Genomic DNA, 13,905 nt, shown 5'->3' with positions numbered 1-13,905 from the left:
CACTACCACAAAAATGGAAATGATGTAATTTTACTGTTAAAAGGTTAAAACAGTATAGATTATGAAGAGAATTGGAGGACTTTTACTTGTTTCCATCTTTGCAGGTGCCATTACCCTGGGCGCCTATAAGTTATTCTTTGAACGACCCAATTATGCCATTGTAACCACGGATGAGGCACAGCCTGTTTTCAGTACAAGTTATACACCAACTTCCGCTTTAGGTTCGGGCATCAATGAGGTGGACTTTACGAACGCTGCGGAACGTACCGTCAACTCCGTGGTGCATGTCAAGAACCTGACCCTTAGCACCCGTAGAAGCAGTGTTTTTGACTTCTTTTATGGTTCTGGAGGTACCGTAACCCCTCAAGTAGGAACAGGATCCGGGGTCATCATTTCCCAAGATGGTTACATCGTTACCAACAATCACGTAATAGCCAATGCAACCCAATTGCAGGTAACCTTGAACAATAATCAGACCTATGAAGCTGAATTGGTGGGTACAGATCCAAATTCAGACATTGCCCTGATTAAAATAGAGACGGATGACAAGTTGCCCTATTTGGCATTTGGGGATTCTGACAATACTAAAATCGGGGAATGGGTATTGGCTGTTGGAAACCCATTTAATTTGACATCTACCGTAACTGCGGGAATCGTGAGTGCCAAGGCCAGAAGCCTGGATACCCGTTCCAATCAATCCTTCATCCAGACGGATGCCGCGGTAAATCCTGGAAATTCCGGCGGGGCCTTGGTAAATACTAATGGTGACCTTATCGGCATTAATACGGCCATTTCCTCCCAAACTGGATCCTATGTGGGGTATTCCTTTGCCGTACCCAGCAATATCGCAAAAAAAGTAGTAAACGATATTATGGAATATGGGAACGTTCAAAAGGCGTTTATGGGTATAAGTCCCGCTCCCGTTAATACAAGGGATGCCATAGAAAAAGGCATAAACAATATCGACGGGGTATATATAGAAAGAATCGAGGAAGAATCCGGAGCCGATGAGGCAGGTTTGGAATTGGGCGATATCATTAAAAAAGTGGACCAAATAGATATTCATAAGTACCCGGACCTTACGGGGTATTTGGGCACCAAAAGGCCGAACGACACCATCAATGTAACCGTTGAAAGAAATCAGGAACTGCTCACTTTGCCAGTTGTGTTAAAGGAACGACAATTATTGGTGGTACCTGCAATGGGCATGGAAGTAAAAAATTTGACCAAAGACGACCAAAAAAGATTCAGGACAAAATCAGGGGTAAAAATTACCGGGGTACCGGAGCGTTACCGAGGATATGGCCTGGAAGGCAAGGTTATAGTGCAGGTAGATGATAAGGAAATAAAGAACATTTCAGATGCGGATACCGCATTTGGAGCCATTTCCAGGTATGGCAAAACAATAATTACCATGGTCAACGAGAAGGGCGAACGAGAACGCTTAATTTTTCAATAATTCAAATTTTAAGTTTGGAAAGCATCCGCCATAAACGGATGCTTTTTTTGTATTTAGTTGTTACAAAACTTTACAAAAGGCTTAATTTTGACATTATTTATAACAAAAAAACCATATGTCTCGTAAAATATCCTTCGAAAAAGAGCTGGCCTTCCAGGCAGATAGAAGAAAAGCTACCACAGAATTCATAAAGATTATCAGCGACCTGTGGTACGACAGGTCCATAGAAATCGTACTTTTTAAAAATCCTTTGATAGATCACAATGTAAGCGACATCATCCGGTTACACGAGTATGCCGGGGAGTTCGTGCAAAAACCCATTTCCATCTTTGATTCCGTTGAAATCCTTAGGGCCATCAATGATCTAAAACTCCCACCTGCAAAATTGGATATTGGCAAATTGACCTATGAGTATCATTCCGATGATAATAATTTCAACAACGTAAAGGCATTTGTTATTGACAAACTAAAGTCGGCCACGGAATACAAAGACATCAAACCAAAGGATGTCATTTTGTACGGTTTTGGTAGAATTGGTCGATTATTGGCCAGGGAGCTCATGTCCAAAACCGGAAAAGGCAATCAAATGCGGCTTAGGGCCATAGTCGTGCGTGGGGAACTAAATGAGGAACTATTGGAAAAGAGGGCCAGTCTATTGCGTACCGATTCCGTCCATGGTAATTTTACCGGTACCGTCACGGTAAATGCCAAGGATAACGTATTATTGATAAATGGTACCACAGTTCAAATCATAAGTGCCAATAAACCCGAGGAAGTAGATTACACCCAATATGAAATATCCGATGCCTTAGTAATCGATAATACCGGGGCATTTAGAGACCAGGCCCAACTATCGCGGCATTTAAATGCCACGGGGGTATCCAAAGTACTTTTAACCGCACCAGGCAAAGGTGTACCCAATATCGTCCATGGAGTAAACCATTTGGAGTATGACCCGGAGACTACGCATATATTCTCTGCCGCATCCTGTACCACCAATGCCATTACGCCCATATTAAAGGTCATAGACGATTCGGTCGGTATAAAAAAGGGCCATTTGGAAACCATACATGCGTACACCAACGACCAGAACCTTGTAGACAACATGCATACAAAATATCGTCGTGGAAGGGCCGCAGGTCTCAATATGGTGATTACGGAAACAGGTGCCGGAGAGGCCGTGGCCAAGGCCCTACCCAATCTTAAAGGCAAATTGAGCTCCAATGCCATAAGGGTTCCGGTTCCCAATGGGTCATTGGCGATTCTCAACTTGGATATCAAAAACAAAACTTCCTTGGAAGGTATCAATACAATTGTTAAAAAGTACGCCTTGGAAGGTGATTTGGTGGAGCAAATAAAATATAGTTTGAGCAAAGAATTGGTTTCAACGGATATTGTTGGATCGGTGGCACCGGCAGTATACGATAGCGAAGCGACAATTGTTTCGGACAACGGTAAAAATTTGGTTCTTTACATTTGGTACGATAATGAATTTGGATATTCGCAACAGGTAATTAGACTTGCAAAATATATTACCAAAGTAAGACGTTATACCTATTATTAGACTTGGTACAGAACATCCTTTTTGAAAGTTTTTACGTACCTATTAATTAAAGGCTGAGGTTTTTCACCATTTAATTTTAAAAATTTACTTTAGTCTTCTCTAAATCAGTGTTAAACGGAAATTTAAATACGAATGAAAATTTCAAGGATACTAATATTATTTGCAGTCCTATTAACCACCAGTTTAAGTTTTGCGCAGGAATCTGAAGAAGATGAGTCTCTTTCTTTGGACAGCGGCCCTATAAGTAGTCAGTTCGACTATATTTCAAAAAAATCCGGAAACTATCGAGCTGACGGCGTGCGCTATGAAGTGGTAAAGGAAGTGAACCTTTATAAACTACGTGAAAATGTATTGGACTCGGTTAGGGCCTTTAACCAAAGAGCGGCCGGTTTGAATGCGACCATTTCAGAACATGAAACTACCATTAGCTCCTTGAATAAAAAACTGGAAGAAACGACTTCAAACCTCGCAGCAGTTACCGAAGAAAAGGATAGTATGTCCTTCTTGGGGATTTCGGTTTCAAAGGCCACCTATAATATTATTTTATGGACAATTATTATAGGGCTTTTCATTCTTCTTGGTATTTTCGTTTACAGGTTTAGAAATAGCAATATCCTGACCCAGGAAGCAAAACAAAATTTGGCCGAATTGGAAGTAGAATATGAAGATCATAGAAGAAGGGCCTTGGAGCGTGAACAGAAAATTAGCCGGAAACTACAGGACGAACTCAACAAACAAAAGAAAACGAAATAAGTTCCAAAGCTCCTTTAAGGGAGCTTTTTTTTATAGCATGATTGTCATAAAAGCCGATATTGAAAACCTAGAACAAATAGTTCCATTATTTGACCAATATAGGTTTTTCTACAAGCAAGCGTCCGATTTAAAAAGAGCCGAGAATTTTTTAAGGGAACGATTTCAAAATAAGGACTCCCTTATATTCATTGCATTGTCAGAAGAGGTTCCTGTGGGTTTCACCCAACTTTATTTTACATTCTCCTCCGTATCCTTAAAACCCACCCTGATTCTAAACGACCTTTTTGTACATCCGGATTACAGAGGTCAGGGCTTTGGTGCACTTTTATTGAAAAGCGCACAACAATTTTGTGCCGAACACGAATTTAAGGGTTTGGCCTTGGAAACGGCCGTTGACAACCCTGCCCGAAGACTTTACGAGAAAATGGGTTGGGAAAAGGATTCGCACTGTTTTCACTACTTTTGGTCCGCGCAATAAAATAGCTCGTACCATGCGAATCGATATTATAACCGTTTTACCGGAATTATTAAAAAGCCCGTTCGATGCCTCAATTCTAAAAAGAGCCATTGACAAAGGTTTGGTTGAAGTCCATCTTCACAATTTACGGGACTATACGGAAAACAATTACAATCAAGTGGACGACTATCAATTTGGAGGCGGCGCCGGCATGGTGATGATGATAGAACCGATAGATAAATGTATATCCCAACTGAAATCCCAGCGAAGCTATGATGAGATAATCTATATGACCCCAGATGGAAAGACGCTAAATCAGAAAATTGCGAACAGTCTTTCCTTACTGGAAAACATAATTATTCTTTGTGGCCATTACAAAGGGGTTGACCAACGTGTTAGGGACATGTTCATAACCAAGGAAATTTCCATTGGGGATTATGTGCTTTCAGGCGGTGAATTGGGGGCTGCCGTCCTTTGTGATACCATAATAAGATTACTGCCGGGCGTGCTGAACGATGAAACTTCTGCCCTCACGGATAGTTTTCAAGACGGATTGTTGGCTCCACCAGTATATACGAGACCGGCGGAGTACAAAGGAGTGAAGGTGCCGGAGGTTTTACTGAGTGGGAATTTTGGAAAAATAGAACAATGGCGAGAAGAAATGGCGCACGAACGAACGCAGAGACTACGACCAGACCTGCTGGAATAAAGCCCCAGGAAAATAAATAGAATAAAAAATTTGTGGATTTTAAATTTCGAAGTATTTTTGCACCCTGTTAAATCAACCTCTGACGATAATCGTGAACGTTGTTTTAATTTAATTCCGATATAAAAAATAAAATGGAATCATTAGTAAAATTTGTTCAGGACGAATTTGTAACCAAGAAAGACTTTCCAAACTTCTCCGCCGGTGATACTATTACCGTGTACTATGAAATCAAGGAAGGTGAAAAAACACGTACCCAGTTCTTTAAGGGAGTGGTAATCCAAAGAAGAGGAACCGGAGCAACTGAAACTTTTACAATCCGTAAAATGTCTGGAACTGTTGGTGTGGAACGAATCTTCCCGATCAATCTTCCTGCCCTGCAAAAAATCGAGGTTAACAAGAAAGGTAAGGTACGTAGGTCACGTATATTCTACTTTAGAGGTTTGACCGGTAAGAAAGCAAGAATCAAAGAGGTTCGTTCTTAATTTCTTTACCCGAATAATACTAGAAAGACACCGAAAATCCTTCGGTGTTTTTTTATGAACAATTGTTAACATCTAAAGTTCATAAATTGTTAATTATTAATTAGTTGGAAAAACACCCTTTATTTAAGATTTTTTTATTATATTTAAGTGTGATTTTAGGAAGAAAACTGAGGTAGATAGTAGTAACTTCCAATCACTATAAAGTTTGCGTTCTTTATATTGTGGCTTAATCGGAATAGCTTTTTTCTAGGGAATTAGTTATGAAGATGAGCATAGGCTTTAAAGGCTGTCGCTTTTTAAACCCATGTGGGCAATAAGATTTTATAAATCTCACGGTTTTTAATTTTAATGCTAAGGCAACAAAAACGAAATGTAGAGTAAATACTTGGTTACAGAATTAAGATTGAAACACATTTCAAACGTTGATTTAGTGACGCAGAAGCAACCAAGGGTTGCAGTTCTAATTAATTTTAGAACAACATGTCTGTAAGCTATTTCTAAAAAGCCATATCAAGGTATTAGTACATTGATATGGCTTTTGTTATTTAACAAAACTTCCCAAAAGCCTGAAATATTAAGGCGCTAGCTCCAACTTTAGGCTGGATAAAATTGTATATTTGCACCTCTTGAATTAAAAAATATACGAATGTCCAAAATTTTCTATACCAAAACGGATGAGGCACCAGCCCTAGCAACGGCTTCGTTCCTACCTATTGTTAAAGCATTTACAAAGACTTCGGGAATTGAAATCGAGACCAAGGATATTTCCTTGGCAGGTAGAATTGCAGCCGTTTTTCCTGAATATTTGACCAAAGAGCAGCAAGTTCCCAATGATTTGGACGTGTTGGGAGAACTGGCAAAACAACCAGAAGCCAATATTATAAAACTACCGAACATTAGTGCTTCCATTCCGCAATTAAAGGAGGCCATCGCCGAACTACAATCGAAAGGATATAGATTACCGGATTACCCTGACGAACCAAAGACGGACGAAGAAAAGGAAATAAAGGCCAAATACGACAAAATAAAAGGAAGTGCGGTAAACCCTGTTTTAAGGGAAGGAAATTCAGATAGACGAGCTCCAAGGGCGGTAAAGAACTACGCCAAGAAAAACCCGCATTCCATGGGTGCATGGTCAGCGGATTCCAAGACGCACGTGGCTACGATGTCCCATGGTGATTTTAAATCGAACGAAAAATCATTGACCATTCCTGCCGCTACTTCGGCACAAATCGTTCTGAATACCACCGACGGTGACAAAATTGTACTAAAGGATAAAATAGCGCTTCAAACCGGCGAAATTATAGATGCTACGGTGATGAGCAAAAATGCACTTTTGGCATTTTTAAGGGAACAGGTCCAAGACGCAAAGGATAAGGGGGTTTTGTTCTCCGTACACTTAAAGGCCACTATGATGAAGGTTTCGGACCCGATCATCTTTGGGCATGTAGTAGAAACTGTCTTTAAACCGGTCTTTGATAAAAATGCGGCGACTTTCGATAAAATAGGGGTTAATCCTAATGACGGATTAGAAGTACTTTTCAATAAGCTTGAAAAACTATCGGCTGATCAAAAATCGGCCATCGAAAGTGAAATCAATGACGTCCTAGAGGAAGGACCGTCACTTGCCATGGTAAATTCGGATAAAGGAATTACCAATTTGCATGTTCCCAGTGATATTATAATCGACGCATCTATGCCAGCGATGATCCGTAATTCCGGACAAATGTGGAACTCACAAGGTAAAGTCCAAGATACAAAAGCGGTGATACCTGATAGTAGCTATGCAGGAGTATACTCCGCCACGATAGATTTCTGCAAGGAACATGGAGCTTTTGATCCTACCACTATGGGTACCGTTCCTAATGTGGGCCTCATGGCGCAAAAGGCCGAAGAATATGGTTCTCATGACAAAACATTTGAAATTCCAAAAGCAGGAACGGTCCAGGTTATCGACCTAAATACCGAAGAAGCCTTATTAGAGCATTCCGTGGAAAAAGGCGATATATGGCGCATGTGCCAAGTGAAGGATGCACCTATCGAAGATTGGATCAAATTGGCGGTTTCCCGTGCCAGGGCCACCAATGTCCCCGCTATTTTTTGGTTGGATGCGAATAGGGCCCATGATAGCGAACTTATCAAAAAAGTAAAAAAATATCTCCCAGAGCAAGACACAGATGGTCTGGACATCCAAATCATGTCCCCTGAAGAGGCAACGAAATATACGCTAAAAAGAATCAAGGAAGGAATGGACACTATTTCTGTTTCTGGGAACGTGCTTAGGGACTATTTAACGGACTTGTTCCCCATATTGGAAGTAGGCACAAGTGCCAAAATGTTGTCCATTGTACCGTTGATGAACGGTGGTGGACTTTTTGAGACAGGAGCCGGGGGATCAGCACCAAAACATGTGGAGCAGTTCCTGGAAGAAGGACATCTTAGATGGGATTCTTTGGGCGAATTCCTAGCCCTTGGTGTATCCTTGGAATTTTATGGTGAAAAAAATAACAATCCAAAAGCCAAGGTGTTGGCCGATGCACTGGACGCCGCCACGGAAAAGTTCCTATTGAACGATAAATCCCCCTCACGAAAAGTGAAGGAATTGGATACTAGGGGCAGTCATTTTTATTTGGCTATGTACTGGGCAGAGGCTTTGGCGAATCAAAATGAGGATACCGAATTAAAGTCTATTTTTTCTACCATAAATTCGGAAATTAAGGGTAGTGAAGAACAGATTTTGAATGAGTTGATGAATGCACAGGGAAGTCCACAGGATGTTGGCGGTTATTACAAACCAAATCCCAATCTGGAATCCATAGCAATGCGACCCAGTGATACGTTAAATAGAATATTGGGTACCCTATAAATTGCTCAAATATTTACCACTTAAAAGCCTCTTTACTAGAGGCTTTTTAGTTTTTAATTTTAAAATATCGTTAACCTTTTAATTGGTTAGGTATTTCTAGTTATTTTTGAAAGAAACTACTATGACCAAGCCGCTTTGGCTATTTCTATTTCTTTGTTCCTGCTTTTACACACATGTTTTTGCCCAGGAAAAATATACACTAAGCGGTGTAATTACGGAGGAATCCAGCAACGAGACCCTAATTGGTGTTACAATAGCCTTTCCTAGCTTGGGAAGTGGCGTTACAACAAACGAATATGGCTTTTATTCCATTACGCTTCCCAAAGGCGACTATCAGGCGGTAGTAAGCTATTTGGGATTTAGGGATATTATCCAAACTATTTCTTTGGATAGGGATAAGAAAATTGACTTTCAACTAGCGGAAGAAGCGGAACAGCTACAGGAAGTAGTCGTCACGGAAAACGTGGAAAAATTGGATATTAGAAAACCCCAGATGAGTGTCAACACCCTTTCTGTGGGAACTATCAAAAAAATACCTGTAATCCTTGGTGAGGCCGATGTTATAAAGTCAATTTTATTACTTCCTGGGGTCACAAATGCTGGTGAGGGGGCATCGGGGTTTAACGTACGTGGTGGCTCGGTAGACCAAAATCTCATTCTATTGGACGAGGCCATCATCTTCAATTCCTCCCATTTATTCGGATTCTTTTCGGTATTCAATCCAGATGCCATTAAGGATATCAAACTATATAAAGGCGGTATTCCTGCCAGATATGGGGGAAGGGTTTCATCGGTTTTGGACATTTTTCAAAAGGAAGGGAACAGCAAGGAATTTAAGATGAACGGGGGCATTGGAGCCGTTGCGAGTAGGTTACTTTTAGAGGGGCCGATTGCCAAGGACAAGGCTGCTTTTCTAATTGGCGGAAGGGCTTCCTATGCCCATTTGTTCCTTCCGTTGTTCGATATTGACAATACAGCCTATTTTTATGATCTGAATACCAAGATCAATTATAAAATCAATGATAACAACAACATATTTCTATCCGGTTATTTTGGTAGGGATGTATTTGGCATAAGCGATAGCTTTGTAAATACCTATGGAAATGCGGTTGGTAACTTTAGATGGAACCATCTTTTTTCGGATAAACTCTTCTCCAACCTTTCCTTGATTTATTCGGACTATTACTATGGATTAAAATTAGACTTTGTGGGCTTTAATTGGAACTCTGGCATCCGGAATTTCAATGTGAAATACGACCTAAAACATTACTTGAATGACAAATTACAGGTCAATTATGGCCTGAATAATATTTACTACCAATTCAATCCCGGTAAAATAGAACCCAGTAATGAGAATTCTGGGATCTTGGAAGAACAACTTATCCAAAAATATGCCAACGAACTTGCGGCCTATGTGGATGTGGAACATAGGTTGACGGACAATCTTAGTTTGGGCTATGGTCTCCGGTTCAGTTATTTTAATAGGCTTGGGCAGGATGAAATCAATGTCTATGCCAATGACAATCCTGTAAATTTTGACCCCCTCTTATTTATTTATCAGGAAGCGGATCCAATATCCGTTGCTACACCTGGCAGAAATGAAAGTTTGGCCCAATTTACCAATTGGGAACCCAGATTATCCTTATCCTATACTTTAAGCGAGGATAGTTCCATAAAAACGAGCTATACACGTTTGGCCCAATACCTGCACCTATTGTCCAACACGGCCTCCCCTACTCCCTTGGATGTCTGGACACCCAGCGGTCCATTTGTAAAACCGCAATTGTTGGACCAATATGCCTTGGGGTATTTCAAGAGCTTCAGTAATGACGATTATAGTTTGGAGACCGAAGTATTTTACAAGGACGTACAAAATAGAATCGATTATATTGATGGGGCGAACCTAATAGCGAATAATTCCATAGAGCAGGTAATATTAAACGGGGAAGCCAGGGCGTATGGTCTAGAGCTTTTGTTCCGCAAAAATGAAGGCAAATTCCAAGGGTGGTTGGCCTACACTTTATCCAAGTCAGAACAGCGGACACCGGGAAGGACCATAAACGGAACCAATACCTTGGAAACAGGAATAAATAATGGAAATTGGTACAACACTCCATTTGATAAGACCCACGATGTTTCTTTATTTGCGAGCTACGATTTGAATGAAAAATGGAGCTTTAACACCAATTTTGTCTACCAAACGGGACAACCTACAAATTACCCCGTAGGTCAGTTCGAGTTTCAAGGCCTAACAGTGCCTTACTACGGTCTTAGAAACGAGGAGCGTCTACCGGCTTACAACCGATTGGATGTTTCCGCAAGTCTTACCCCCAGAAAAAACAAAAACCGAAAAATGAAGGGAGAATGGGTATTCAGCATTTACAATGTATACAATCGGAGAAATGCTGCAGCCATTAATTTTAGAAGGAACGATGATACAGGAGCGAACGAAGCGGTACGGACTTCTATCTTTGGAATCGTACCGGCGGTAACCTACAATTTTAAATTATAAGTGATGTATAGATTTATTTATTGCTTATTGGGCATAATACTTCTACAATCCTGTGAGGATGTGATAGAAGTCGATTTGCCAACAGAAACGTCACGTTTATCGGTAGATGCGGTTCTTAGAATGGACACATCGGAACCCATTACTACAGCTCAAATAAAATTGAACTTGACCAGCTCATTTTTTGAGGAGAACAATCCGCTGTCCAATGCGGAGGTCCGTATACGCAACCTGGATTTTGTTTCCGATAATTCATTGGAAAGTAACGAAATCAACTTGGCGGAAGTTTCACCAGGAACTTATGAAGCAACAAGAAATACGACCTTTTTTACTTCAGGACAATTGGCATTATTTATCAATTTTAAAAACGAACAATATTATGCCACTACGAGTTTTGTCCCTACATCACCCATAGAATCGGTTGTCCAGGGCGAAGAAACACTGTTTACCGGTGACGAAACTGAAATTATAATAAGTTTTACGGATGATGGTACACGGGACGATTTTTATATTTTCGATTTCGGCTTCAACGAATTTTTAGTCACCGAGGATGAATTTTACCAGGGCCAGCGTTTTGAGTTTTCGTACTTCTACGAGGATATTGAACCCGGTCAGGAAATGACCATCAGCATCCTTGGCGCAGATGAATCCTTCTATAATTATATGAACCAAATTATTGTTCAGGCTGGCGGTGACCAGGGTCCATTTCAAACCCCGGCCGCAACCGTTCGAGGAAATATCTTTAATGTGACGGGTATAGCAAATCCCGAGGAATTGGAATCCATCGGGCAGAACAACGATTTCCCCTTAGGATACTTTGCTGTGGTCCAAGAGTTTAAGAGAACCATTGAAATAGAATGAAAACCGATAAGGAAATGCTTTTTAAAGGTATCAAGAAGTTGGCCTTTACGGTTTTGCTTATGTTTTTAGCGCCAATAGTCATTTGGCAGGCTTTTAAAAACGAAGGTCACCCTCTATACTGGCCCGTACTAGTCATTGGACTGATTTTGGCCATGTATGCCATTTATTCCGGTTTCAAAGGTATCCAAACAATAGTTGATGCGCTTTTTGGAGGTAAGGGAAGGTCGAAAGACTAATTGCTTGGGTTATTCTTCACGACGGGCTTTTTCCACTTATTATAAAGGGAACTGTAATCGTAATCCAAAACCGTTTCCTGCCGTTCCAATTGCCCAGCGGCAAAAGCCCTTTGTAGAATGTCCTCTATGAGATAATCCTCCTCCACTTCATCTGGGTGGAACTCTTCCTTGATACTGATTTTAAAAAGTTTGGCAGTCGTATTGTACCAAAAGGCTCTCCATCCGTTCCTAAGATCTTTGACTAGATCAAAGGCCGTGGTTCCCGTTTGCCTGTATATTAGCTTTACTAAAATTTGCCCCTCCGTTCTGGTGAGTTTTTTCAATTCCTCTGAAAATTCCTCTTCTATATACTTTTGAACTTTGCGGGTGTATTTCTTCCGTTTTCGGGTCTTTGTAATTTTGGTAAGACTGTCGTTCAACTCCAACAGGCGCTCCGCTGCCAATTTCGCATACGGATACACTTTGTGGGTCTTCCGTCGTAATATGTAATACCTGAGTTTATCATCGTAGGAAGAAAACTGAAGCTTGCCAAAGACGTAGGCCTCCTGCAGGGCGATGGAACTTTGAACTATCGAGTCCCCTGCCAGGATAATCATTTTTTCAGAAAGGGAATCCAACTCCTGTTCAGGAACCTGACCCGCCAAATGAAGTACGGAAGTCAGAAAAACAAATAATAGTAGCCTATTTTTCAACATAGCATAGTGCGTGCAAAAGCCCTGCCAAAATTAACGATAATTGCTACAGCATATTATTAAAAACAAGTGAATATTGCTAAGTTTGTAAGCAACATTAACAAGGTAAGGCTTGCCATAATTTGAACCGATTCCGCTATTGGTCGTGTCAAGAACTTACTTTAGTAAATCTCGATTATCCAGTTAAACTAAATATTCATGGCGAACAAAAACATCATCAATAAAAAATCTCTTGATTTTTTTGAAAAATACCTGAACAACGCGTCCCCAACCGGTTATGAATGGGAAGGACAAAAGCTTTGGATGGACTATTTGAAACCTTATGTGGACACCTTTATTACGGATACCTACGGAACCGCTGTGGGAGTTATTAATCCCGATGCGAAATATAAAGTGGTTATAGAAGGGCATTCCGATGAAATTTCATGGTATGTCAACTATATTACCGATAATGGCCTTCTTTATGTAATCAGAAATGGGGGTAGCGACCATCAAATTGCGCCCAGTAAGTGGGTGAACATCCACACCAAAAATGGTATCGTAAAAGGAGTTTTTGGATGGCCGGCCATTCACACCCGGAAAAACGACAAGGAAGAACCGCCAAAATTGGACAATATTTTTATCGATATAGGTGCCAAGGACAAGGCCGAAGTGGAAAAAATGGGAGTACATGTAGGTTGCGTCATCACCTATCCAGATACATTCCAGGTATTGAACGGCGATAAATATGTCTGTAGGGCGATAGACAACAGGGCTGGTGGATTCATGGTTGCCGAGGTTGCACGGCTTTTACATGAAAACAAAAAGAAACTTCCTTTCGGACTCTATATCACCAATTCCGTTCAAGAGGAAATCGGCCTTCGAGGTGCAGAGATGATAACACAGACTATAAAACCGAACGTTGCCATCGTCACAGATGTTTGCCATGATACTACCACCCCTATGATCGAGAAAAAGACACAGGGACATACAGAAATTGGTGCAGGCCCCGTAATTTCCTACGCTCCTGCGGTTCAAAATAAACTTAGGGAACGTATTATTGAAACGGCCGAAGCCAAAAAAATACCTTTCCAACGCTTGGCTGCTTCCAGAATGACAGGAACGGATACAGATGCCTTTGCCTACAGTAATGGCGGAGTAGCATCGGCTCTTATTTCCTTGCCCTTACGCTATATGCATACCACAGTGGAAATGGTGCATAAGGATGACGTGGAAAATGTCATAAGATTGATTTACGAAACACTCTTGAATATTAAGGAAGGGGAAACCTTTAGCTATTTTGATTAAGCACCTACTATTTCCTCCCCGATGGAGAGG

12 protein-coding genes are annotated in these 13,905 nt (G+C 40.9%); 11 read left to right on the top strand and 1 reads right to left on the bottom strand.

The features are described 5' to 3' along the window. The first annotated feature begins 61 nt into the window (after positions 1 to 61). The 10 genes from F0361_RS12825 to F0361_RS12780 all read left to right on the top strand — a co-directional run bounded on the left by F0361_RS12825 (position 62) and on the right by F0361_RS12780 (position 11,896). Positions 62 to 1,459 (top strand): S1C family serine protease, encoded by a 1,398-nt coding sequence (locus F0361_RS12825; protein WP_154919011.1) that lies wholly within the window; start codon positions 62 to 64, stop codon positions 1,457 to 1,459. A 115-nt stretch (positions 1,460 to 1,574) separates the two neighbouring features. Then, the gene (locus F0361_RS12820; protein WP_154919009.1) at positions 1,575 to 3,023 is read left to right on the top strand and encodes a glyceraldehyde-3-phosphate dehydrogenase; all 1,449 of its coding nucleotides are present in this window, start codon (positions 1,575 to 1,577) and stop codon (positions 3,021 to 3,023) included. 132 nt (positions 3,024 to 3,155) lie between these two features. Beyond that, complete coding sequence (locus F0361_RS12815) at positions 3,156 to 3,776, top strand: tRNA (guanine-N1)-methyltransferase (protein WP_154919006.1); 621 nt, start codon at positions 3,156 to 3,158, stop codon at positions 3,774 to 3,776. A 37-nt stretch (positions 3,777 to 3,813) separates the two neighbouring features. Next, entirely contained in the window at positions 3,814 to 4,254 is a 441-nt protein-coding gene (locus F0361_RS12810; RefSeq protein ID WP_154920251.1) for a GNAT family N-acetyltransferase, read from the top strand. 13 nt (positions 4,255 to 4,267) lie between these two features. Beyond that, positions 4,268 to 4,942 (top strand): tRNA (guanosine(37)-N1)-methyltransferase TrmD, encoded by a 675-nt coding sequence (gene trmD, locus F0361_RS12805; RefSeq protein WP_154919004.1) that lies wholly within the window; start codon positions 4,268 to 4,270, stop codon positions 4,940 to 4,942. Positions 4,943 to 5,073: 131 nt separating this feature from the next. After that, positions 5,074 to 5,424, top strand: a complete 351-nt coding sequence (gene rplS / locus F0361_RS12800; RefSeq protein ID WP_154919002.1) for a 50S ribosomal protein L19 — start codon at positions 5,074 to 5,076, stop codon at positions 5,422 to 5,424. 646 nt (positions 5,425 to 6,070) lie between these two features. Beyond that, a complete protein-coding gene (locus F0361_RS12795) occupies positions 6,071 to 8,290 on the top strand; it encodes an NADP-dependent isocitrate dehydrogenase (protein ID WP_154919000.1) in 2,220 nt (739 codons plus the stop codon). Between the two features lie 121 nt (positions 8,291 to 8,411). Next, positions 8,412 to 10,802 (top strand): TonB-dependent receptor, encoded by a 2,391-nt coding sequence (locus F0361_RS12790; protein ID WP_154918998.1) that lies wholly within the window; start codon positions 8,412 to 8,414, stop codon positions 10,800 to 10,802. 3 nt (positions 10,803 to 10,805) lie between these two features. Then, positions 10,806 to 11,660, top strand: coding sequence for a DUF4249 domain-containing protein (locus F0361_RS12785; protein WP_154918996.1), 855 nt, complete (start codon positions 10,806 to 10,808; stop codon positions 11,658 to 11,660). Then, a complete protein-coding gene (locus F0361_RS12780) occupies positions 11,657 to 11,896 on the top strand; it encodes a DUF6095 family protein (protein ID WP_138258916.1) in 240 nt (79 codons plus the stop codon). Before F0361_RS12785 ends, F0361_RS12780 begins: the two co-directional genes overlap by 4 nt. On the opposite strand, the gene F0361_RS12775 is transcribed toward F0361_RS12780, so the two are convergent. Beyond that, positions 11,893 to 12,591: a DUF4294 domain-containing protein gene (locus F0361_RS12775; RefSeq protein WP_154918994.1), complete on the bottom strand. Its 699-nt coding sequence runs from the start codon at positions 12,589 to 12,591 to the stop codon at positions 11,893 to 11,895. The two genes, F0361_RS12780 and F0361_RS12775, sit on opposite strands and share 4 nt — an antisense overlap. 195 nt (positions 12,592 to 12,786) lie before the next feature. Between F0361_RS12775 and F0361_RS12770 the strand changes: the two genes are divergently transcribed. After that, positions 12,787 to 13,875 carry a M42 family metallopeptidase gene (locus F0361_RS12770; RefSeq protein WP_154918992.1) on the top strand — a complete coding sequence of 363 codons (1,089 nt, stop codon included), beginning with the start codon at positions 12,787 to 12,789 and terminating at the stop codon, positions 13,873 to 13,875. Positions 13,876 to 13,905: the final 30 nt, after the last annotated feature.

It is taken from the genome of Maribacter flavus, from assembly GCF_008386635.1.
GTDB lineage: Bacteria > Bacteroidota > Bacteroidia > Flavobacteriales > Flavobacteriaceae > Maribacter > Maribacter flavus.
This window is presented reverse-complemented; position numbering and strand designations above follow the sequence as displayed.

Bases quoted from the DNA above. Each gene is read 5' to 3' on its own strand.
- F0361_RS12810 (WP_154920251.1), top strand. From the start codon at position 3,814: ATGATTGTCATAAAAGCCGATATTGAAAACCTAGAACAAATAGTTCCA.
- F0361_RS12815 (WP_154919006.1), top strand. From the start codon at position 3,156: ATGAAAATTTCAAGGATACTAATATTATTTGCAGTCCTATTAACCACC.
- rplS (WP_154919002.1), top strand. From the start codon at position 5,074: ATGGAATCATTAGTAAAATTTGTTCAGGACGAATTTGTAACCAAGAAA.
- F0361_RS12770 (WP_154918992.1), top strand. From the start codon at position 12,787: ATGGCGAACAAAAACATCATCAATAAAAAATCTCTTGATTTTTTTGAA.
- F0361_RS12820 (WP_154919009.1), top strand. From the start codon at position 1,575: ATGTCTCGTAAAATATCCTTCGAAAAAGAGCTGGCCTTCCAGGCAGAT.
- F0361_RS12825 (WP_154919011.1), top strand. From the start codon at position 62: ATGAAGAGAATTGGAGGACTTTTACTTGTTTCCATCTTTGCAGGTGCC.
- F0361_RS12785 (WP_154918996.1), top strand. From the start codon at position 10,806: ATGTATAGATTTATTTATTGCTTATTGGGCATAATACTTCTACAATCC.
- F0361_RS12775 (WP_154918994.1), bottom strand. From the start codon at position 12,591: ATGTTGAAAAATAGGCTACTATTATTTGTTTTTCTGACTTCCGTACTT.
- F0361_RS12780 (WP_138258916.1), top strand. From the start codon at position 11,657: ATGAAAACCGATAAGGAAATGCTTTTTAAAGGTATCAAGAAGTTGGCC.
- F0361_RS12795 (WP_154919000.1), top strand. From the start codon at position 6,071: ATGTCCAAAATTTTCTATACCAAAACGGATGAGGCACCAGCCCTAGCA.
- F0361_RS12790 (WP_154918998.1), top strand. From the start codon at position 8,412: ATGACCAAGCCGCTTTGGCTATTTCTATTTCTTTGTTCCTGCTTTTAC.
- trmD (WP_154919004.1), top strand. From the start codon at position 4,268: ATGCGAATCGATATTATAACCGTTTTACCGGAATTATTAAAAAGCCCG.